This is a genomic window from Chloroflexus aurantiacus J-10-fl, from assembly GCF_000018865.1.
GTDB classification, from domain to species: domain Bacteria; phylum Chloroflexota; class Chloroflexia; order Chloroflexales; family Chloroflexaceae; genus Chloroflexus; species Chloroflexus aurantiacus.
On record NC_010175.1, the window covers coordinates 1,240,524 to 1,264,041 of the forward strand.

At 59.1% G+C, this 23,518-nt stretch carries 15 protein-coding genes; 1 reads left to right on the top strand and 14 read right to left on the bottom strand.

Annotated features, from left to right (window positions below; genetic code table 11):
• The first annotated feature begins 325 nt into the window (after positions 1 to 325).
• A complete protein-coding gene (locus tag CAUR_RS04685; protein WP_012256783.1) occupies positions 326 to 3,934 on the top strand; it encodes a substrate-binding domain-containing protein in 3,609 nt (1,202 codons plus the stop codon).
• Between the two features lie 53 nt (positions 3,935 to 3,987).
• Here the strand turns inward: CAUR_RS04685 and CAUR_RS04690 are convergent, their stop codons facing one another.
• The 14 genes from CAUR_RS04690 to CAUR_RS04750 form a co-directional block, all read right to left on the bottom strand.
• Positions 3,988 to 4,956: a hypothetical protein gene (locus CAUR_RS04690; RefSeq protein ID WP_012660554.1), complete on the bottom strand. Its 969-nt coding sequence runs from the start codon at positions 4,954 to 4,956 to the stop codon at positions 3,988 to 3,990.
• A gap of 534 nt (positions 4,957 to 5,490) precedes the next feature.
• The gene (locus CAUR_RS04695; protein WP_242605067.1) at positions 5,491 to 8,754 is read right to left on the bottom strand and encodes an NACHT domain-containing protein; all 3,264 of its coding nucleotides are present in this window, start codon (positions 8,752 to 8,754) and stop codon (positions 5,491 to 5,493) included.
• A 1,823-nt stretch (positions 8,755 to 10,577) separates the two neighbouring features.
• Positions 10,578 to 10,982, bottom strand: a complete 405-nt coding sequence (locus CAUR_RS04700) for a PPOX class F420-dependent oxidoreductase (RefSeq protein ID WP_012660557.1) — start codon at positions 10,980 to 10,982, stop codon at positions 10,578 to 10,580.
• Between the two features lie 53 nt (positions 10,983 to 11,035).
• Positions 11,036 to 11,908 (bottom strand): 16S rRNA (adenine(1518)-N(6)/adenine(1519)-N(6))-dimethyltransferase RsmA, encoded by an 873-nt coding sequence (gene rsmA / locus CAUR_RS04705; protein WP_012256787.1) that lies wholly within the window; start codon positions 11,906 to 11,908, stop codon positions 11,036 to 11,038.
• Positions 11,905 to 13,698, bottom strand: a complete 1,794-nt coding sequence (locus CAUR_RS04710) for a GAF domain-containing sensor histidine kinase (RefSeq protein WP_012256788.1) — start codon at positions 13,696 to 13,698, stop codon at positions 11,905 to 11,907. Before CAUR_RS04710 ends, rsmA begins: the two co-directional genes overlap by 4 nt.
• Positions 13,699 to 13,759: 61 nt before the next feature.
• Positions 13,760 to 14,689 carry a malate dehydrogenase gene (gene mdh / locus CAUR_RS04715; protein ID WP_012256789.1) on the bottom strand — a complete coding sequence of 310 codons (930 nt, stop codon included), beginning with the start codon at positions 14,687 to 14,689 and terminating at the stop codon, positions 13,760 to 13,762.
• Between the two features lie 87 nt (positions 14,690 to 14,776).
• A complete protein-coding gene (locus CAUR_RS04720; RefSeq protein ID WP_012256790.1) occupies positions 14,777 to 15,727 on the bottom strand; it encodes an RluA family pseudouridine synthase in 951 nt (316 codons plus the stop codon).
• Positions 15,724 to 16,308, bottom strand: a complete 585-nt coding sequence (lspA, locus tag CAUR_RS04725; RefSeq protein WP_012256791.1) for a signal peptidase II — start codon at positions 16,306 to 16,308, stop codon at positions 15,724 to 15,726. The genes CAUR_RS04720 and lspA (CAUR_RS04725) overlap by 4 nt, the downstream gene beginning before the upstream one ends.
• Positions 16,305 to 16,814 (bottom strand): signal peptidase II, encoded by a 510-nt coding sequence (gene lspA / locus CAUR_RS04730; protein ID WP_012256792.1) that lies wholly within the window; start codon positions 16,812 to 16,814, stop codon positions 16,305 to 16,307. Before lspA (CAUR_RS04730) ends, lspA (CAUR_RS04725) begins: the two co-directional genes overlap by 4 nt.
• Before the next feature lie 1,660 nt (positions 16,815 to 18,474).
• A complete protein-coding gene (locus tag CAUR_RS04735) occupies positions 18,475 to 19,227 on the bottom strand; it encodes a hypothetical protein (protein WP_012256793.1) in 753 nt (250 codons plus the stop codon).
• A gap of 35 nt (positions 19,228 to 19,262) precedes the next feature.
• The gene (locus tag CAUR_RS04740; protein ID WP_012256794.1) at positions 19,263 to 20,189 is read right to left on the bottom strand and encodes a hypothetical protein; all 927 of its coding nucleotides are present in this window, start codon (positions 20,187 to 20,189) and stop codon (positions 19,263 to 19,265) included.
• A gap of 33 nt (positions 20,190 to 20,222) precedes the next feature.
• Positions 20,223 to 21,692, bottom strand: coding sequence for an ATPase, T2SS/T4P/T4SS family (locus CAUR_RS04745; protein WP_242605068.1), 1,470 nt, complete (start codon positions 21,690 to 21,692; stop codon positions 20,223 to 20,225).
• The gene (locus CAUR_RS21465) at positions 21,647 to 22,219 is read right to left on the bottom strand and encodes a hypothetical protein (protein ID WP_242605069.1); all 573 of its coding nucleotides are present in this window, start codon (positions 22,217 to 22,219) and stop codon (positions 21,647 to 21,649) included. Before CAUR_RS21465 ends, CAUR_RS04745 begins: the two co-directional genes overlap by 46 nt.
• Positions 22,220 to 22,229: 10 nt before the next feature.
• Complete coding sequence (locus CAUR_RS04750; protein ID WP_012256795.1) at positions 22,230 to 23,489, bottom strand: ParA family protein; 1,260 nt, start codon at positions 23,487 to 23,489, stop codon at positions 22,230 to 22,232.
• Between the last annotated feature and the right edge of the window lie 29 nt (positions 23,490 to 23,518).

Here is a 23,518-nt window from a genome sequence, read left to right on the forward strand (position 1 = left end):
GTGCTACCTTATATTAGCACAGAGAGACGGAGGATGGGCATACCAGACGTGCGTGACGTAGTGCGTCTACGGAACTGGCTGCTACCCAAACGATTCGTACAGTTTAGTTACGCTGCACGATGTTGTGCGCAGCGTCGTGCTGTTCATCATAGCAGGTAGTCTTTCGTGGCCTGCTCACAGCGTAGGTGGCAACCTGGATTATGTATGTAACATCGCCCGGCACGGCCCCCCTTTTGCCCGACCAGCATTATATTCTTGACCAATATCCACACTTCAGAAATGGTAGTATCATAGAAAGTATCAATCGCCAACCAGCAGAAAGCCTATGCGTAATACCAGAGCAATGTCGCAGCGAACTCGTTGGCCAACTGTCGGAGTGATTGCCGGCTGGCAATTCTACGGCACAGCATTGACCATGAGCTACCTCAGCCCGATCTATCTCGGCATCCGACAGGCAGCCCAAGACCTGCAATGTAATCTGCTCTTAGCGTGCGGCATGGGGCCATCGCTCCAGCTCAACGATCCCTCGCAACCCGCATGGTTCACCATCGCTGATGGTACCAATTTTGTACCGGTTGGGCCATGGAACACCCACGGTCTGATTATCATCAACCCTTTGCAGCGCCCAGAGCGGTCGCAGATGGTGCAGGCCATTCGCGATGCCGGCCATCCGGTGATCTTCGTCGGTTCCGGCGAGCCGGGGCCGACCATTGTTGCCAACAATGCAGGTGGGATTTACCTCGCTCTTCAGCACCTGATCGAACACGGCCATCGTCAGATTGCTTTTATTGCCGGTAGTGAACACGACCTGGAAGGTGATACCGGTGACCGACTGCGGGCATTTCACAGCAGCATGGCCCGGTTCGGGTTAGAGGTTGATGAACGCCTGATCGCCTTTGGGCGTCACGTGTTCACCGGCGGTTACACTGCAATGCGCCAACTGCTGGCTACAGGCGTACCATTCACAGCAGTACTGGCAAGCAATGATGAATCGGCGTTGGGAGCCATTTCGGCGTTACAGGAAGCAGGGTACCGGGTGCCGGACGATATTGCCATCATCGGCTTTGATGACCGCCCAGAAGGCTTGCTGGCAGAACCGGCGCTCACCTCGGTACAGATTCCCCTGTTCAAGATGGGGTATCAGGCACTGAAGCTCATGGTTCATCACTTGCGCGAACGAGTACCCCTGCCGGAACTGGTACAGGTGCCGACTCGTTTGATCATCCGTGAGTCGTGCGGTTGTAGCCAGAATGCGGTGCTGGCCGATGCCCTGGAGATGACATCCCTGCATCCCGACATCTCAGACACGACTGATCTGCGCGATGCGGTGATTCGCTCAATGGGAGATCTGCTCAGTCAGAAATCGCGTGGCTTCACACCCGAAGAGATTGATCAGCTTTGCCGGCGTCTGCTCACAGCGTTTCTTGAGAGTGTGCAGGCGGCCAGCCCTGACCAGTTCCGTACCGTACTCGCTCAGATGCTCAAGCAGGTGACATCGGTCGGTGATGATGCGCACGAGTGGCAGATTGCCATCTCGTACATTCGTGATGTCTTGCCGCGCCTGCTTGATCCGGCGTTCCACCCTGCCGCGCTGAACCTCCTCGATGAGGCTCGTATGACCATCAGTGCAGCGATGCGAGTTCAGCACTGGCATTACCGCCACACCCAACACCAGACCAACAACCGGATCGGTCGCCTCACCGCCCGTTTGCTGAATGCGCTGGCTGAAAGTGACATCTACGACATTCTGGCCCAACATCTGCCCGAATTAAACCTGCCGCTACTCTGGATTGGCTATTTTGAAGCTGATCGCGACGATCCGGTAGCCTGGTGTCGCTTACGAGCGGTGACGATGCCCCAGCAACCGGTTATTCGGATCCGTAGTCGCTCGTTTCCGCCCTCCCAATGGCTGACAGCGGGCCAGCCATTTCAGCTCAGCCTGATTCCGCTGACCGGGATCGATAGTGAGGCCGGTTTTGTCACCTTCGACTGCTCACGCCTCGATCTCTACGGCACCATTGTGCAGCAGATCAGTGCCGCACTGAATGCCGCCCGCCTCTACCGGGCGGCAACTGAAGGGCGCCGCCTGTCCGAAGAGGCAAATCAACTCAAGAGTCGCTTCCTGTCGATGGTGAGTCACGAATTGCAAACACCGCTCAACCTGATTGTTGGCATGAGCGATCTGCTGTTGCGCGAGAGTGCCGAGGGGACGCAACATTTACCGCTACAGGTACGGCACGACCTCAAGCGTATCTACGACAATGCCCGCCATCTTAGCCGGCTGATCGGTGATGTGCTCGATCTGACCAGTAGTGATGCCGGACAGTTGCGTTTGGTGTGCGATGTTGTTGATCTGGGACAGGTGATGCGTGCGGTGGCTGATATTGGACAGCAAATGGCAGCCGACAAGCACCTCATCTGGCACGACGCCATTCCCGCCGAAGGGCCGTGGGTTTGGGGAGATCGCACTCGCTTGCAGCAGATCGCCTTAAATCTGGTCGTCAATGCGATAAAATTCACGAATCGCGGCAGTGTCAGTCTGACAGTGACTACCGAAGCCGATGCAGTGACGGTCACCGTGCGCGATACCGGGATCGGCTTATCACCGGAAGAACAGGCGCGCATTTTTGGTGAATTCCAGCGCACAGAGCGCAGCATTGAACGCGGTTACAGCGGCATCGGCCTGGGGCTGGCGATCTGCAAACGGCTGGTTGCGTTGCACGGCGGCACTATCGGCGTACACTCAAGTGGCGTTGAAGGTGAGGGATCGGCCTTTTTCTTTCGCCTGCCCACGATTGCTGCCCCTACAGTCAAACAACGCCGTAAATCGCAACCGGTTACCACCCGATCACGTGTGCTGCTACTCTCAACCGGTACCGACGAGCGGCTTCAGCATCATTTAGAGAAACGTGGTTTTGCCGTCACCTCACTCCCGATAGATGATAGTGCAGCCTGGGTGAGTGAACTCTTAAACAAAAGCTATAGCGCTGTAGTGCTGAACGCGGTGCAAGGCGATCAGGCATGGTGGCAGGCAATTCGGGTGCTCAAGGCGAATTCGGCGACTCGTGATCTGCCATTGTTGTGTTGTGCGATGACCGAACAACACGGTACAGTGCTTGAGTTTAACTACCTGACCAAGCCGGTTGAACTGGCCGATCTGGCCCGCGTCCTCGATCAATACTGGCTCAAGAGTGATCCTGTATCGGCAGGCCATACCATTCTGGTGGTCGATGATGACCCCGACACGCTTGAACTCCACGCCCGGATCATTCAATCATACAGCGCCGGTCATCGGGTACTACGCGCTCGTTCGGGCCGTGAAGCGCTCACCATCCTTCAACAGCAGCCGGTTGATCTGGTATTGCTGGATTTAATGATGCCGGAAATGAATGGCTTTACCCTGCTGCAAATGATGCGCGAGGATCAACGATTACGCGAAATCCCGGTCATTGTGATTACCGGTCGGATGCTGAGTGAAGAAGATATGGCACTCCTGAACCAGGGCGTCACAACTATCCTCAGCAAAGGCATTTTCAGCGCCGATGAAACTCTCGCCCATTTGCAGGCCGCGCTTGAGCGCCGACGCCGGCTGAGCGATCAGGCGCAGATGCTGGTACGAAAGGCAATGGCGTATATCCATAGCCATTATACCCATCCACTGACCCGGCAAGATATTGCCCATTATGTTGGCATGAGTGAAGACTACCTGACCCACTGTTTTCGGCAGGAACTCGGCACCACCCCGGTAGAGTATCTCAACCGGTATCGGGTCTTGCAGGCCCGCCACCTGCTTGCCGAGAGCGACAAGAGTATCACCAATATCGCCCTGGAAGTAGGCTTTTCGAGTAGTAGCTATTTCAGTCGTGTCTTCCGCAAGGAGGTTGGGCAATCGCCGGAAGAGTATCGGCGCTTGAAACAGAGTAGCGTGCGCTGATACCGGTTTCCTGTTGGGTAGCGGATGGATGTCTGTCCGTTATTGCGCCGACATCACCGCAGCGTGGCATACCATTCGGTATACAGCTCTTGAAAACTCTTGCCATAGATGCCGCGGTAGTTGGCCGAACCGGGCGCTCGCCCGCGACCATTAGCGTACAGTTCGTTAAACTTATCCCAGCCATAGGTGCGGGCCAGATACTCAACGAAGCCGGCCCACATCTCGTAGGCGGCCATCGAATTGGCACTGTTTGCAAACACCGCCAGATTGCCCCGGTACCCGGCATTGTACAGTTCACGGGCACGGGCCTGAAAAGACGGCGCATCGTAGAGACTGAGCCAGTATTCACCCGATATCCAGGTTGCCAGCCCTTCAAGCAACACCAGATCGGCCTGGGCCTGGGCTTCGCGACCGTAGGCTTCGGCCTGCAACGCATGGGCCAGTTCGTGGGTCAGAATCACCAGCGCCTGGTAGGTGTCTTCATTGGGACGGTAGAAGATACGGATATTGGTGCGGTCGTAGGTATACGCGATCCCGCGTGTATCGCTGGTGGGTGCCAGCGCCGGATTATAAAACCCCACCGAGACCCGTTCTGTCAGCTCAACATCGAACCGCCGTTGCAAATAGCCCAGGGCATATTCAGCTTTCACTGCCAGATCGCGCACCTGGTCGGCGCTAAAGGTGCCGCGACCAACATAAAAATCGAGGCGGCGTCCGGCGTAGACGAACTCCCCCGGCAACACCGGGCCACGACCGGGGAGAAAGCTGGTTGGGGCAACCTTCGCCTCATACGACTCGATAAACTCGCGGCGGGCCAGGGTTGGCGTGAGCGTTGGTGATGGCAGTGGTGAGGGGGTTGCGGTTGCAGTGGGCGGGATAGTTGCCGTTTCGAGCGGTGATAGTTCAGCAACCTTCAGACTCGGCGGCGGCGGTACCGGTGGAGTGGCAGCCATCAATCCCACCAATAGAAACATTGCCAGCACGGGCAACAACGCAAGCAAAGCGCGTTTCGGATAGTTCACGCTATCTCTCCCTGAATGGTGCAACGGGGCACCAGGTTTGGTTGCTAACAGTCATGGGTAGCTTATACCACCCCAGGCCGGAAACTGTCAAGTACCGGCGATACGTTCAGAACCTTCGCAGGACACTGTAACCTGTACCTGCGGGTAATACATGATGATCGCTGTTTATGTGGAGTTCAAGGTGGGATAACGTGAGTCCGGGTGATAAAAACTCACGTTGCCACGTCTGCTGTGAGCAGGCCCTGACGACTGACCGTCAGGATGAACAGCCCGACGTTGCCCTCAGCACCGTATCGCGCAACTGCACGCCTGCTGTGGGGCGCAGCCAGTCCCTATGGACGTGCTCCGTCACGCCTCACGGTAATAACCCGGCTTATACCTATCCGCTATGTCCGCCGTGTCTCTGTGGTAAAAATACCGCGATCCGCGCCTGCGGCGCGGGCAGGGGGATGCTGCGCCCCCCTGCACCCCCAGCACCGGCAGCGCAGCCCGCAGGCCATACAAAATACTTTACAATGTCAAAAAGACAAGAAGTCAAAAAGACATTAAGACGAAGGAAAGGAGAATAGACGGGCAAGACGCACACCCCAATTGACGAGGCCGGTCGGGATAGCGGTCGCGGCGGGAAGCGCAACGGGCGTTGACACGACCGTCGTACCAAGAGCCGCCGCGCAGCACGTATGTTCTAATAGTACGTTTGTTCCCTGTGTAAAGACTTTCTGCGCTCACCACCTCACCTGAGAATGGATAACGCACCAGCGGTGTGCTGCACCACTCAAAGACGTTGCCGGCCAGCTCCTCGGCTCCGCAGGCCGCCGCACCGTGGGGGAAGATGCCCACCACCGAGGTGCCGCCGATCTTGCTCTCGGATGTATTGGCCGGAATGCCAGGGTGAAGCTCATCCCAATCGCCCCAGGGGTACTCGCGCCGTCCGGCGCGCGTGTTGCCACCCGGCAGGACCGGCGGGTAGGCTGCGGCCCGCTCCCATTCGGCCTCGGTGGGCAGACGCACCTCCTCGCCTGCCGTCAGCACACCGATCTCGTGCAGCCATTCGTTGACCCACCAGGCGAAGGCGGTGGCGGCGTACCAGGTGATGCCAACCACCGGGTGGTTGCCCTCGCCGGCCCGGTAACGTGCGCCTGGCCAGAAGTGCGGGCGAAAATCCTCCGGCTTTTGCTTATGCATCTCCATCAACTGCAAGAGCTTCCGCGCCGCGGCAACGGCCTCAGGCGTGCCGCGCCCGGCCAGCGCCTCGATAAACAGCAGGTACTGGCGGTTGGTCACCGGGAAGCGGGCCAGGGCGTAGGGCCGGCGGATGGTGTAGTCGAACTGCGGCTTTTCGTCGAGCCATCCATTGTCATCACCCATACTGAACGTACCCGGCTCGATGCGGGTCGCCCAGTAATCGGCCTTCGTCAGGTCGAGGCCGGGGCGGTCGCTATCGGCATCGAGCCGGTCGAGCGTGGTCGCGGCGCGGTTGCGCAGCACCGGATCGGGGTGGGCGACCCTCCGCCAGTCATCGGTGAGCGCAGCGAGGGCGCGGAGGCGGGTGGTGGTCTCATCACGCAGGGTGGTCAGCTCCTCGACCACCCCGATATCGACAAACACGGCGGCAGCAAGCAGTAGGTTTTCAGGATCGTGCATATCGAGCAGCCCGCGCAGAAGCCGCTCCGTCTTGGCGATCTGCTGACCATTGCTCCAGGAGCCGGCAGCCAGCAGCAGGGTCTCGCGCCAGCGCGGATCGCCACTACGATCCAGGAGAAATGCCACACTATCCGGTGCCCCGGCACGGTTGTCGAGGCTGTCGAGCGCCCGCGCCGCCAGGTACTCCTGAAACGTGTAGTGCGAGAAGGAGTACATGTCATCGCGGCGCTGGATGATGCCGCTGTCTACGGCAAGGCGGTGGAGCAGATCGCGCACCCGCTCATCGGCAGCCTCGCGGTCGATCTTCAGTCGTTCGACATAGAGTGGACTGAGCCATTCCTGCGCCTGACTGAGCGTCACCTCGCGTACCTGCTGCGCCTGTTGCTGCATCGAGAGGGCAAGCGCCTCCAGACGGCGTTGCTCGGTTGCCAGTTGCGCAATGCTCATCACCAGCGTGTCGTTGGCAACATTCTGCTTACGCCAGAGGTCGAGGAGCAGCTCGATCAGCTTCTCGTACAGCTTCGCACGCTGGTCGGGCAGCTTCACGTTATTGAACTGGAGCAGCGCCATCACCGTCAGCAGGAGCGGGTTCGTCGCCATTTCTAAGAGGCGATCATTACGCTCGATGGCACTCCAGAGCCGGGCGGCCTGATCTGCGGCAGCGTCCTGGCGACGGCGCCCGATCTCTGCCAGGCGCGCATAAACGGCAGCGAACCACTTGTGGATCAGCGCTTGAGCCTCCCGCTCATTCAGCGGACTGAGGTGCCGTTCAAGGAAATCGGAGAGGTAGACTCGCCCGCCATAGCCTGCGGTTCGACTTGCAACGACATAGCGCAACTTCGCATACCGGTGTGCGAGATTGTCGATCACCTGCGCGAGATACGCGCGGCGCTGATCATCGCCCGCCTCATCCAGCCCATCGAGTAGGAGCAGAACACCCCCGTCGTTCTTCTTGATCAGTGACGAAAGCATGCGTTCCGGCATCTCACAATACTTCGCCATCTCGCGATCCAGCCAGTTGAGGAAGAGGTCGGGCGGCGCACCGGCATAGTTTTGCCGCTCTTGCGGCGACAGTTCTTGCAGATCTGGTGGAATGGTTGCGGCAAAGAGCGTCAGCCGAACATAGATTGGCAGTGGCGTCTGCCGGAGATGGAGGCGCAGACCGGTATCGGCGTCTGCCAGCAGTGAGGCATCACCCTTAAGATACGCCTCAGCAAGGCGGAGTGCGGCATAGCGCAAGGTCGTTGTTTTACCGCTTCCCGCATCGCCGAGCAGCAACAAGCGCGTTGTGGTCACAGGTGGCGGAGGCGCATCATCGGTTGGCGTGCCGCGATTCACCTGTTGTCGCCGCCGGTCGCTCGAAGACGCCCGACGTGCCGCCAGCAGATCCGGATCGCTCAGCAGCTCAAACACATAGCCACTGCTGTTCTCCGTGTCGGACAACACTCTCTCTAACATCTGCCGATCTTCACCACGCATACGCCTGCGGTAGGACTCAATCGCATCGCGCTCGACGACCCGCAGCGGCACGTGAACAGCTTCAAGCCTGAGTTGCACCTGCTCGGTGGCAATACCGAGCGGCTGCGTGGAGCCGTATTCTGCCTGGAGCCATTCAAGATAGTTTGCGATGCCGGTCGGCAACGCCGCCCGGAATTGTCTCTCTCGCCGCTTGGCTTCGATATCCTTCTTATCCTCTTCGCGCTGCACTTCATCCTCAATGTCAATCCGCTGGCCACCCATCCTCCGATCAACCCAGCGGAAGAAACGCTCGCGCCAGGGCTTGACAGCGGCGGCGACAGCGGCGATGAACAGGGCGAGCACAAACAGCCCGGCGATCAGCAGCGGCGGACGCTGGGCGATCAGGGTAACGAGGGTTTCAACCGGCTTCTCGCCACTGATGATCCGGTCAATGGCCTCCGGCACAGTGAGCGTCGGCTCAGGCGTGGGCGGCGTAGCGGTGGACGTGGATAGCACAGCAGTGGACGTAGGCAACACCACCGTTGATGTCGGCAGCGCCACGGTCGGCACCGCAGTGACAGGCGGCGGTGTCGTCGTCGGCGCGGGCTGCTGCGCCACAACCGGGTTGAGTGCGCCGAACAACAGTACAACCGGTAGAGCACAGGCGAAGAGTATGCCGGCAGGATGTCCTCTCATACGCATGAATGTTTATTGGTGTGTTGAGTCGGAGGCGAGCAATACGTCCATGATAAATGATAATCGAGCGCGTGTTGCATGGCAATTGTAACCATGGTTTGGCATCGGGGGGCGGCGGGAGACGTCATGCCGAACCGTGGAGCAGGGTGCGCGAACGTGTGTTATAGCTGTGCTATCGTGCGCCTGTTGCCTGCGTGCCCCTGATGATGAGGATGGCTGAACTCAGACCGGCAGCCTGCCCCACAGCATGCTGGTGGTGGTGCGCAGGGGTGGATTCGGCAGGGGCGGTTCTGTAGGGGCGGGTTCTCAACCCGCACCTACGGACGGTGCCTGTGCCGTTCACCCTACCATCCACGGGAGGCGGTGAATGAGGGACATCACCCGATCACGCCAGGAGTGATCACAGACCCGGCGAACGGCATTTCCGCTGCACCCGCCGGAGTGGATACGGTTTTCCGGTGAAGTTACCCGTGGCGCAGGGTTTGGAGTGCGGTAGCATGGCTGCCGCGCCAGCCGTGCTTGCGATCCGGTGCGGATTGCAACGGACTCCCGTGCCGGTACATAACCCTGCTGACGGGGATGGCTGAACGCAGGCCGGCAGCCTGCCCCACAGTGTGCTGGTGGTGGTGTGTAGAGGCGGGTTCCGTAGGGGCGGATCTGTAGGGGCGGGTTTAGAACCCGCCCCCCTACCCTGTACCCGTTCACCCTACCATACAATGAATGCGGTGAACGAGAGACGAGAATGTCTGAATCGTATGTCGTGCATTGGGTGTGTTCAGATATGACCTCATCCCTCTACTCTCCCCTCTCCCGCGTTGCGTTAGGCCGGGCTGCAAGCGCTCCCCGTGGCGCATGCTTTCCGTGGCGCATGCTTTCCGTGGCGCAGGCTTCCAGCCTGCGTGCAGGCATCCTCGCCACCGCCGTCAGGTGCTGGCCGTGGCCGCTGGTGCGCAGGCACGAACCTGGTATGACCAGACATTTACGCACAGGTAGCGCATTCATGTCGGACCGACTCGATGATCGAAACGATCACATCCAGCTTCTCCGTGACCAGCATGGGGAACGGTGTGCCAAGCGCCGGATCGTGTGTACGGCTGGCGCGGCAGCATGGCTGCCGCACTCCAAACCACGCGACACGCACATGATGCGTGCGTAAGGCAACCCATTCAGCACGTGATACCACGGCTGGAGCGGCGCGCTGCCATCGGGCCAGTCACCCACAACAGCACCCATAGCGATCATCCCTGCTGTACACACGTGGTTGATACCAGGTATGGGTAATGCATAGCGGGGGCGGGTGAGGGGAGGGCAGACGTGTGATCCAGAGCTTCCTGATAGGGTAGACGTTGTGTTCGTTCATCTGTCCTGGCCGTTTGTGAATGCCGCCAGGGGCGGAAGCTTGCGCCTGGCTTCTCCCTCCAGCACTGATACCGGCACCATGCGCGCCGGAGGCGCGCGCTCCCAGCTCCCGGCTGGGGAGCACGCCCGTCATCACGCCCCCGACTCGCTTCGGCACGCAGGCAATGCAGTATGCGAGGTATGGGTAATGCATAGCCGCTAGGGGGAGGCATTTCCCGCCCCCCTCCCAACCTCCCCCCGCTGGGGGGAGGAGTGGACAGAACGCAAGAACAAACCCGCCATCTAGTGCATTAGAAAGCCACAAAGCCGCTCACTGTGTTCCCCTCTCCCGCGCTGCGGGAGAGGGGCCAGGGGTGAGGGACTTCTCCCGCCCCCAGCGGGGGCGGGGCGGGGTGGGGGGACTCTCCGTACAGCTTCTGATCTAAAGCGCCCAAACCATCTCACAACAGAACCGAAGCGGGCTTTTATTCAACCACCGTATCTACCAGCGGCGCGATCTCGATCCAGGCCCGTTCAACCCCTCGTATGTTCATAAAGAAATCAAACATCGCCTTCATCAGACCGTATTTATCATCAAGCGCATCCCGAGCGATGCGGGCCTCGTCGGGAGGCAGGATGCGTGCCCGTGCCGGCACGGTTGGGCCGAGCGGCTTCCCGGCCCGGTCGGACGGGCCAATCTCGACCTGGGGGTTGTTGCGGATGCGCTTGACCTTGCCTGCACTGGCGGTCGTCATCACGTAGATTTTGCCGTTTCGTTCCGCAAACCAGACCGGCGTCACCACCGGCTGGCCGTTTTTACGGAACGTGATTAAATTTGCGTACTCGTGCCGGTAAAGATTTGCGAAATATGGTACTGTTTGCTCAGCCACACGTGCCTCCGCTGCTGTTGTCACGATCAGATCAGAAAGGTCTCTCTTTATAACTATACCCCCGATTCGGACAACACAGCGAGCAATTTTGCCCATTCCGCCAGGGTTACCGTTTCGGCACGGCGTTGCGGATCGATACCGGCGGCGTGAAGCGCCTGCACGACGTGTTCACGGCTAACCGTTACCCCAAGTGCGGCCAGACCACCGGGCAGGGCATTCCCTAACTGCTTGCGGGCATGAAGAAACCCGGCTTTGATCAGCCGGAACAGCGCATTCACATCGTCTACTGCCACCGCCAGTTGCGGACGGCGAACGAGGCGCAGGATTGCCGAGTCGACCGCCGGTGCCGGGAAAAAGCTGGCAGCCGGAACGCGGGCCACAATCGTCGGTTCGGCGTACAGTTGCACCGCGTGCGCCAGGACGCTGTAATCGCCGGGGCCGGCGCAGATACGTTCGGCAACCTCCCACTGCACCAGCAAGATGCTCAGGTCGGGTGGGGTGGTCGCCTCAAGAAAATGGCGCAGCAGCGGGGCGGTGATGGCGTATGGGATATTCGCAACCAGTTTGTACGGTGGCGTAGCAGCAGCCCGCGCCAGCAGATCGGAAGGCGCAACCTTCAAAACATCACCCTGGATCAGATAGAGATGAGACTGATCGCGGAACTCAGCGGCCAGCCGGTCGGCAAGCCGGCGATCCAGTTCAACACAGATCACCCGCCCGGCACGCTGCACCAGCTCCCACGTCAACACACCGAGGCCCGGCCCGACTTCGACGACAGCATCAGAAGCATTGAGTTTCGCCTCATCCACAATCGTTGCCAGTACCTGACCATCGAGGAGAAAGTTCTGCCCCATGCCACGGGTCGGGCGCAGATTGAGCGCCCGCAGGGCAGCACGAATGCGTTGTGGATTCAGATATGGATTCACGACTCAATCGGAACAAAAATGGTAATCTGTGTGCCTTTGCCAGGGGTCGAATCAATCTCAGCCCGGCCACCCACCAGACGGGCACGCTCATCGATATTCAGCAGGCCAAAGCTACCGCGCCGTTCATACGATTTAAGTACCGCCGCCTTGTCAAAACCAACCCCATCATCTTGAATCACCACTTCAAGCATTTGATCGTTCAAGCGTCGTAAGCGAACCCAAATGTGGTTTGCTTTCGCATGTTTGATGGCATTGGTTACCGATTCCTGGATCATATTAAAGAGCGCACCTTCAACTTTTGAACCGAGGCGAACTTTATCAATATCGGTTCCTTCAAGCACAATTGCCGTATTGCCGGCTTTGGCCCGCAGGCGGTCGAGGTACTGTTCGAGGGTAACTTTCAAGCCCTGCGTTTCCAGCATCAACGGACGCAATTCAAACAGCATCGTGCGCACCTCGTAATTGGTACGCTTGGCAATACTGCTCAGCTCATCGAGTTCAGCCAGCGCCTGCGCCGGGTCGCGTTCAAGCAGCCGCTTGATAAACTCAGCTTTCATCGTAATCACTGCCATAGCCTGGGCCGGGCCATCGTGCAGATCACGGGCCAATTGATGGCGAACCTCTTCTTCATGCGAGAGCAACTTTTCGCGTTCTTCTTTCAGATCATAGATGAGCTGTGCGTTATGCAAGGCCACAATCGCATAATTGGCCAGCGCCATCAACATCTCAACCTGGTCGGTAGTGAGCGTCTGATCAGTCGCAACGACAAACAATCCATACACCCGCATACCAGCCTGCAACGGCAGCAAGGCAGCCGCTTTACAGGTGCGCAGCGATCCAAGTTGTTGCAACGAGGGAAATTGTGTAAACGATGTAATAACTTGAGCGGTATTGGCACGGAGGGCCGCAGCCAGGCCGGTATCCATTTTTAACGACCGATTCAAATCGCCTGGGGCCAGATTTGAACCAAAAGCGACATACAATTCATTCGGTTGGCCCGAAGAGAGCAGAACGATCCCGGCCCGGTACGGCACAATTTTCTGACTCTCTTGCAGCAGCGTATCTAACACCTGTCGATAATTGGCAGTACTGCCCAGCGTCAACGCTACCCGGTACAACGAACGCATCTGATCGCGATAGGCACGGGCTTCGCTGAGCGCCTGCTCAGCATCGCGTTGAGCCTGAGTCACCCGTTCCCGATTGAACTCGCTCTGCCGCTCCGCCAGATTGCCGGTCACCCACGGCACAATCGCCAGCGTCGTTCCACGCAAAGCCAATGCCACGTAGTCGAGTAACGTCATCAACGCTTCAGGCGCGATCAGCCGCCGCCATGCGATGAAGGCAGCCATGTATGCCACCGCAGCTAATAAGCCAGAAAGGAGGCTCACCGAGCGCGACTGACGGATCGCAGCATAGGTAAGCGGTACCAGGTACAAGGGGAAAAAGATGACGATCCGCTCGCCACCGAAAAAGGTCATTAGCGAAATGAATGCGATATCAAACAGGTATGAAATACTCACCAGACCGGCGGCAAACTGTAAAAAGGCCAGAACGGTGAAAACCAGCGCGAAGCCGACGTACAGCCAGAAAATGCCCTCTAACGGGCCAATCTCATCGGTAACAGGCCACAAACCGCCATTGGTCAAAAATTGGGTTACGACACCGAGCAATATGATCAACACCCAGCGGGCAGCAGCATAGAAACGCTCACCACCCAGCGGACTCCAGGCAGACAGTGATCGTTGCGATGACGAAGAAGCAGCGGTTGATGATTTTGCCGGACTGGTCATACTCGTTACCCGTAGTGAACAGAGCGACGGCGCCCCTACGACGCCCGTCGCTCTGGTATTTTTAGAGAGACTTCAGCGTGTCGAGGGTGGCACGTACCGCTTTCGCCGATGCGTTCAGCAGTGCCATCTCCTCTTCGTTGAGCGGCAATTCGAGAATTTTCTCTACTCCACCGGCACCGAGGATCACCGGTACACCAAAGTAAATATCATTCAGGCCGTACTGACCGGTCAGGTAGGCTGCCACCGGCATGACCCGCTTCTTGTCTTTGAGCACCGCTTCGACCATCTGCGCTGTGGCGGCGGCGGGAGCATAATACGCACTGCCGGTCTTCAGCAGATTCACAATCTCGCCACCACCCTTCCGGGTGCGCTCAACAATCTGAGCCAGACGATCAGGCGCAATGAACTCGCTCACCGGAATACCGCTAATGGTTGAAAACCGGGGCAGCGGTACCATCTCATCGCCGTGACCACCCATCAGCATCGCCTGAACATCTTCAACCGAAACACCCGCCTCCATGGCAATGAAGGTGCGATAGCGGGCCGCATCGAGGACGCCGGCCTGACCAATGACACGCTCTTTGGGGAAGCCACTAACCTCCGCCGCCAGATAGGTCATCGCATCCAGAGGATTATTGACCATGATAATCACGGCATTCGGCGAGAGCGGGGCAGCCTGACTGATACAGGCACGGGTGATGTCGGCGTTGACCTTGATCAAATCCTCACGGCTCATGCCCGGCTTGCGCGGAGCACCTGACGTAACAACGATGACATCCGAGTTGGCAGTATCGGCGTAGTTGTTCGTGCCGGTCACCCGAACATCAAACCCTTCAATTGGTGATGCCTCGTAGAGATCGAGAGCCTTGCCTTGAGGCACACCCTCGACAAAATCAAGCAGAACAATGTCACCTAATTCTTTAGCGGCCAGCCAGTGAGCTGTCGTCGAACCGACAAATCCTGCCCCGATAATACTAATCTTCTTGCGCATAACTGTCTCCTCCTCTAAGCGGCACCAGCTATGGAATGCGACGAACGGTGTCGTACTCATCCCTGCGCATTGTAGCATATCGCAGTCTCAATGGTACGATGCCCGATCCTGCAACTGGCGCAGTACTATCTGTAAGTCAGCGGGTAGAGGCGCTGTGAACTCTTGCCATCGACCACTGCGCGGGTGAACCAGACCCAGGTAAGCGGCGTGCAAAAACTGACGCGATAGGTGAAGGTGTGAACGGCGTGGCCCATACACCGGATCACCGACAATCGGATAGCCCAGATGGCGTAGATGCACCCGAATTTGATGCGTGCGCCCGGTCTCCAGTTGCACTTCTAACAGACTGTAATCTCCGAACGTGTCCAGCAAGCGGTAGTGAGTACGCGCCGGACGACCATCGGGTACAACCGCCATACGGAGCCGGTCACGCGGATCACGGCCAATCGGTGCATCAATCGTACCGGTCTCTGGTGGTCGGCCAATCACCAACGCCTGGTAGATTTTGCGCATCCGACGGGCCTGCTGTTGATCGACTAACGAGCGCATTGCCTGATCGTGGCGGGCAATCACCAACAGCCCTGACGTATCACGGTCAAGGCGATGGACAATACCCGGACGTAGCTCACCGCCAATCGCCAGATCGGGATACCGGGCCAGCAGGGCATTGACCAGCGTGCCGCGAGGATGGCCGGGTGCCGGATGCACGACCATTCCTGCCGGTTTGTTGATTACAGCAATATCGGCATCTTCATACACAACATCAAGCGGGATTGGTTCGGCAACCAGTTCAGTAGGTATCGGTGGCGGGATGGTAAGCTGAATGACCGCGCCAGGGCGCACCGGTTGACTGGCTCGCGGTGAACGACCATCGTAGAGCACAAAGCCCTGCTCAATCAGGCGTTGCACTTGTGCCCGCGAAAGATCGGGCATAGCACCGGCAAGAAAGCGATCAATACGCTCAGCGGTCTGGGTTGGCGGTACAACTACCACCCGCTCCTCCGCTTCGAGCAATTCAATCTCACCTTCTCCGCTCATGATAGCGACTCCGAACTGGAAGTACGCGCATCGGTTGCTGCGGGGGGCGAGGGATCGCGACTCAACAACTCACTGAGGAGTTCATCGTCAATCGGTTCTGGTTCGGTTGGCGCCGGCTCTTCACCGATAAAGATAATATGAAAAGCCAATGCGGCGACCCCGATGGTAATTGCGCTGTCGGCAAGGTTAAAGACCGGCCACCAGCCAAATTGAATAAAATCGACCACGTAGCCCTGGCGAATCCGATCTACCAGATTGGACAAACCACCGCCAAAGATCATCCCAACCGCTACCGTTATCCAACGCGAGTCGGCTGGAAGGATATACTGGTATGTGAGCGCAAGCAACAAGAGCACCAGACCGGCCCCGACCGAAAGAACCCCTCCCTGATCGGGAAACAGGCCAAAAGCGACACCGGTATTTTCGTGATACGCCAGTTGCACCCAATCAAACAGCAAGGGAATGGGTCGGTTGTAGCGCAAGAGCACATCACTGAGCCAGACCTTACTCAACTGATCGATCACAAAAACCGGTATCGCCACCAATACCAGCAGCATCCAGCGCGAGCGTAGTATCATCATTGTGACATCATCGCCTGTCGAACCCGGCGCAATGCAATCTCATCAAGTGCATACTGCAACATCAAGAGGGCTGCCCCCACCGTGATCGCACTATCGGCAAGATTGAAGATCGGAAACCAGCCAACTTGAATAAAATCGACCACATAACCAAGCCGGATACGATCAATGACATTTCCCAGCGCACCACCAAGAATGAGACCCATCGCGATCTGAATCAATCGCCGTCGGTTTGGTAATTGAGTGATGTAGAGATAGATGGCGCCGGTAATAATGACCAGAGCAACGATGGTCAAAATATCCGACTTGCCGTGAAACAGGCTGAACGCAATCCCAGTATTATGCGAATAGGCCAACCGAATATCTTCACCAATCAACGGAATAAATTTCGTCATTGGTTCAGGGCCAAGGGTTGCAACGATCCAGCGTTTTGACGCCTGATCCAGCGCGACGGCGATAATTGCAACCAGTATGGGCGTTATCCAGCGGGCCTGCACCAGTGATTTCACGCAATAACCTCCTCGTGTACGTTGCTTAACTACTGTTTATTATAACGTAGTAGCTTAGAAACGGGGCGTGAAACACAGGGCATGTAACAACCGCTCTCCGTCTGGGCGCGCGAGCCTCCGGCTCGCCAAAGCGTCAACACCCGACCCCAGCCTATGCATTACCCACAACTATACACATGGTGTCAACCATGTGCTATCGTGAGCAACATGCCAGGGAATAGTCGTACCGTGAGCGGTGCGCATCAGGAACGGAACGCGGAATGATTGCAGCGGGAAACGTCGTGTCAAACCGTGGGGCAGGGTGCTTGAGCTGATGTCATCACGCTGTGCTACCGTGCGCCTGTCGCCTACGCGACCCTGATGATGGGGATGGCTGAACGCAGACCGGCAGCCTGCCCACAGCGTGCTGGTGCCGATGGTGTGTCGAGGCAGGTTCCGTAGGGGCGGGTTTAGAACCCGCCCCCCGCCCCTACGGACGGTGCCTGTGCCATTCACCTGACCATCCACGGGATGCGGTGAATGAGGGACATCACCCGATCACGCTGGTCGTGATCACAGACCCGGCGAACGGCATTTCCGCTGCACCCGCCGGGGTGAATACGGTTGTCCAGCGGAGTTACCCGTGTCACGACATGTGGCGTGCGGCAGCCAGGCTGCCGCAGCAGCCGCGCTCACGATCCGGCGCGTGGCATACCGTTCCCCATCCTGGTCACGGAGGTGCTGAATGTGCTCGTGCCAATCATCGAGTCGATCAGGCATGTATGCGATACCTGCGCGTAGACGGTTATGTTGCACGAAATTCGTGCTTGCGCACCAGCAGCCACGGCCAGCACCTGCCTGCGATGGCGATGATGCCTGCACGCAGACTGGAAGCCCGCGCCACGGGGAGCGCGTGCAGTCTGCCTGACGCGGCGTGACGTGTGGATAATGCATGGAGGGGCCGGTTCTGAACCCGGGACGGGTTGTGCATCCGCCCCAACTCCAGGGAGCGACGTTGGCCGACACATGCGTAGGGGCGACGCATGCGTCGCCCCTACTGAATGATGCACCGCTGGACACCTGTAGGGACACGGCATGCCGTGCCCTCTGGATTTTGGCCCTTGTTCCACCTCCCCCCTATACATTACCCATAACTATTTTGTCAACTTCTTCGCTCACTCGCAGCGTCTACCTCATCGTGCGCGATCCTGGGCACTATTCGCGTTACACTGCTGTCGCGTGGGTCTCACGTCACGAACGGGAAGTGGATGGGAGCAGTGGTGGCGGCGGTAGACGGTGTATCAAACCGTGGGGCAGGCTTCCAGCCGGCCAGCGGGGCCAGCACCTGCCTGCGATGGCGATGATGCCTGCACGCGGGCTGGAAGCCCGCGCCACGGGGAGCGCGTGCAGTCTACCTGACGCAGCGTGACGTGTGGGTAATGCATAGCGGTGGCGGGCTGGAGTGGGGGCGTGTCGCCGAACACCACTGCGCACCACGCCCCAGCCACACCCACCCCCACCCCCTGATCGTAGACGCATCAAACCAGTACACCGCCCCTACCGCAGCTATTTCCTATCTCCTCTCTCCTATCTTCTAAAGCCTGGAATCACCGCCCCTACCCCAGCTATTTCCTATCTCCTCTCTCCTATTTCCTATTTCCTATCTCCTCTCTCCTATCTCCTAAAACACCGCAAACACCTCACTACCCACCACCATCACGAAGAGCAGGTTTAACAAAATCCCCACGACCAGACTGATCGCAGTCAACAACAGCAGATAAACTGTGCGCCGGCGAATCAACCGGCGAAATTCACCCTGTAACAACGCTTCCAGAGTCTGCTGCTGCGCAGCGAGCACCATCTCAACCGGTGTCCCTTCAGCTTCTGCCTGAGCGAGCGCTGCCGTAGCATCGATCAGTTCACGACAATTGGAGCGACGGGCAACTTCGGCCAGTGCCGCAAAGGGGCGCATCCGCTGCTCTTCGCTGAGCGCCAACGCCTCGGCGACGAGGCTCCGCATTGGCGCCTGGCGGGGTGTTGCCTGCGCGCAGTAGCGTCGCAACAGCAGACTGGGGGCTTCAAAGCTGCCCAACGCAACCCGAATAAAACCGATCAACCCCGGCGTGAGGCGTCGTAATTCCTGGCTCAGCCGCTGCTGATCGCGCTGGGGCTGGCGTGCCCACTTCAGACCAAGCGCCAGATAGGCCGCCAACCCTAATCCCACCCAGATAATCCCCCCGCTGAGAGCAGCACCAAAACAGAGGAGAGCGATCAGCAGTCCACTACTCTGACCAATGATCAGACGTTGTCGTTCATTCAACGGTCTCGTCACCAGCGGTTGCTGACGAAGTGCTACCCCAAGTGCGGCCAGCAAGGTGCCACAAAACGCTGCCAGCAACGCCGGTGCCGCAGGTGTTGTGAGTAGATGAGGCATATGCAGCTCCTGAGTAACGATGAGTACCTCGATACCTAATAATCAACATCCTCGACCTGTGAGAACAGGAAGCCACCGATCATCGGTGCCAGCAAAGCCAGGGTCACGATGACGGCAAAAACCATCCCCAGCGGAGTGCTATACGCGATCCGTACCCGCTCCCATTGGGTCGCGATCAGGTATAGGGCCATCAGACACCCTGCCCCACCGACGGCCAGACCGCTGTAGCGCATCTGGGCCAGTTCGGTCAGTGCCTCTTCCCGCCGTCGTTCCGACACCTGAAGCGCGGCGTAAGCCGCAGCGCAGCGCCGGGCCTGCAAGTCTTGCGGCTGATCGGCGGCAACCGCCAGGTGGTTGAGCAGGGTTGCGTGGCGCGACGCTGAGGTTTGGGCGGCCAATGCTGCAATAACCTGACGAAGTGTTGCAATGCTCCCGTCGGCGAGCGGTGTCCCCTGTTGTCGAAGTAACCACCGCCACTCGTCGCGTAGTGGCCCATCACCCATATCGGTCAGGACACGCTCCAGGGCAGTACGAAGACCTAAACCGCCACTGAGCAAAGCACTGAGGCGACCAATGGCCGGAGTCAGTTCCCGTTCCAGGTGCCGATTATAACGTGATTGGCTAACGGCAAAACCGATACGCACAACCAGCGCTGCCACCACCGGCGCAGCCACCAGCGCAAACCAGATTGAGCCAATCCATCCCAATACCAGACTACTCAACGTCGCCGCTCCGCCGGCCAGCAGCAAGGCCGTATTCGTTCCCAACAGCGCTGGCCGCCAGACTAGCGCCGGATCGCAGACCGCTGGCGAACGCGAGCGATCAAACCGGGCAAGGAACTGCATGAGGGGTTGCCGGAAGATAAAGGTAGCGGTCATGGTAATCAATGCAGCCAGCAAAGCCGGCACCGCACGTACCAGCCAGGCCGTTTCGGGATGGGTGAGCGAGTCAATGCCAGGCATATCATTATCCTTTCTCGGCAGTACAGAGCCTCATCACGCACAACTGCTTCCCTGAGCAGTTACCAACGCTTCGCGCATACGCAGGGCAGCCGCCACCGGCGTGAGCGCCGCTGAACTGATTTCACCACTCGCCACCAGCATATTCAGTGCGCTGTAGCGCGTTCGCAATAGCGCCAGTGCCGTCTCGTCACTCAAGCGAGCTGGATCGAGCTTGATTAGCAGATCGAGCGCATCGCGGGCCCGACCCTGGCGCAATGCCTGATCTGCCCTGGTTATTGCTTGCTGCGCCTCTTGATCGGCTCGCTGTCCGGCTGCAATCTCCCCGGCCAGCGCAGGCCATCCGCCGGGAGGAGCAAAGGCTGCGTAGCGTTCGAGATCGGCGTTGAGGTCGGCATACAGACTTGCCGCACGCTCCCAGCGTCGACTGGACAGCGCAGCCAAAATCTGTTCGCAGGCTTCGCGTGCTGCCTGAGTCGCCTGCTGTGATCGTTCTGGCAGCATGGTCAGGGCCTGACGTGCCGCCTGGGCCAGCCGTTCATCCTGGCGCTCTTCCCATGCCCGCCGCAGGATCGCCAGTGCCCGTTCAGGAGCACTGGCCTGGCGAGCGAGCGCGGCCTGACTCAATGCCTCTTCTACGATTGTCCGACTGCTGGCGACGGCCCGCGGCCGCTCGCTCATCTTGAGCAGGCGCAGCCGTTGTTTGAGCATGTCAGGCGTCTGGTCGGCTCCATCCCATATCAAGGCATCGCCCTCCGCTTGTGCCGCGCAATACCAGCGCAGACCGCTGCTGTCAACTTCTGCCCGGGCCAGGGGAACGATCCGCGGACGCAAGCCGGTAGTCGTTTCATCACAACCGTCAAGCAGCACCACTTCATCAATGTAGCGTCGTCCGTTGTTGCGACTCAGATGGATCACGACGTGGAAGTTGTCGCAAATGTCTTCAAGAGCATTCGTGCGCCGTCCCTCGTAGAGGTATGCTCCAGGCATCGCCGCACAGTCGGCCAACCGGCTGACCGCACGCAGCGCATTGCGGGCGTGGATTGTGGTGACAACGGCATGACCGCTGACCGCAACGGCCAGAATGGCACCTGCTTCGGCGGCACGGGTTTCGCCCGGCGCGACCAGTGATGGCGTCTGGCGCAAAACTTCACGGGCTGCCCGCCCAAAAGCGTGTGGATCGAGGCTGGTCTGCACCAGTTCCCGCGTCCACGCCGCATGGCGAACATTGATCTCCAGGGTATTGTCCTCGATAGTGATAACGTGTGGTTCTCCCGGCCACGAATTGACAATCGCTTCCAGCAAAGCTGTCTTTCCGCAACCGGTTTCCCCGGCGATCAGAAACGAGCAACGGGCGCGCACTAGCAATCGCAAGAGCGCAAACAGCGCTTCATCACAGGCTCCCCGCCTCAGAATGTCGTCCAATGTCCACGCGGTGCGCCGCCCGCGGCGAATACAAATCAACGCCGTATCATCAGGAGTACAGGGCGGAATGGTAACGTGCATACGTGTGCCATGCGCCAGCGGCAGGGTGTCTTGGGGCCGGCTACGGTCGAGGGGAACCGCCAGCCGCGAGGCCAAAACCAGTGCCCGATCCAGCGCCTGGCGCGGCGAACTGAATCGTTCAGGCGCGAGCGTAAATCAGCACCCTCCTCTTGCACCATGATGCGGTCGCCGATAATCTTCACCTCCTGGACACGCTCATCGTCCAGATACGGCTGCGCCGGCCCCCAGCCGATAGTGTCGTGAAAGAGGCGCAGCAGACTGGCATCATCAGTCGGCAGACCGGCCAGCGGCCCACCACGTTCGGTGTGCGAGCCGATAGCGGCACGCAACACCCGCAGCACCGCCGGATCGCGTTCCGCAGCGGGAGCCACCGGATCGAGCAGATCGGGATGCAGCTCGGCGAGCAGGATGTCGCGTGCGGCTTGTAAGGCTGTCGCCGTTGGATCGGTCGCCTGATGCGACGCCGGCAAGAGATCGGCCAGTCCTCCCTCTTCGAGAACGGTTAATGGTCGGTAGGCAGGATGCATGGTCTCCTCCTTATGACGACATTGCCGGTACCGGAGCACGGTGTGTAAACAGCTCGGCAAAGCGGTGCCACCAGGCGGTTTGCGGCATTGGCAGGCGCGGCTGCAAACCAGCTTGTGCGCACAGAGCCTCAACTACCTGATGCGTGGCGCGGGCGAAACGACTGTGCGGGCCGAGATCGAGCATCGAGATGTAGCCATCGTGTTCATCGGCGAGGCTGGCTAACCGAGGTTCGCGTGGCAGCGTGCCCAAACTACCAACACGCGGGTAGCGGCGGGCGAAGAGTTCAGCCACCATCCCAACCGTCACCGTCACACCGCGTTCTGGCTCCATAAAGAGCAGTGAACAGCGTTCGAGCCGCTCCGGCGCCAACTCGCTAAAGTGTTCGAGCATATGCCCCACTCCCATCCGCTCGCGAGCACCGGGAGGCGTCGGCAGCACAACACTGCCACCCGCCTGCAACACGTGCGTAGCATACGGACGACGCAGATAGTCGGGAGGAGTATCAATTAACACCACATCGTACCCTTCAAGGGCAAGAATGCCCTGGTACAACCCTTGCCAGTCGGGTAAGCGTAAATCGTTTTCGGCCCTGGCCACAGCATGCGATCCGATCAGCAGATCGATCCGCCCCCAGCCCTGCTGATTGGCACGGGTATGCTCAGGCTGGAAAATAAAGGGCTGAATACCGGTCGGATTCCAGTGCGATGGGCCGCGCTGCACCAGGTGGAGGTACGAAGGAGCGCTGGCCGGAATGCGGAACGCCGGCACCAGACCGGGGTTTGAGATGTCGCTGTCCCACACCAAAACATCGAGACCACGCCGACGCAATCCTTCGGCCAACACACAGGTTGCGAATGTCTTGCCGATACCACCCTTCGCCGCCCCAATCGCGATCACCGGCAAGCGCTGCGTCCCGTGACCACGTCGTCGGCCAATCTGCGCCCCGATCCAGTCGGCCAGCGCGACCGGATTGCGTTCAGCCGTAGCCGGCAACCCTGCCGCCTGCGCATCGGCGAGAGCCGCCCGTGCCGGGCCGGTCAACCCCAGCATGACCCGCACACCCACCTGCTGCGCACGCGCCGTTAAATCCCAGAGATCGGCCAGGGGCGTACCCCGACTATCATCGAGGTAGAGGGCATCTGGCGGGCGCGATCCGCTCAAGAGGCGTTGTACCTGATCAATCCGCGATGGTGCCAGCACTGCAACATCGCGCAATTGCTCAACTTCGGCCTGCAACCCTTCAATCGCACTAAAGATGATCAGTTCCATAGCACAGCTCCGTTCACATTGATACACCG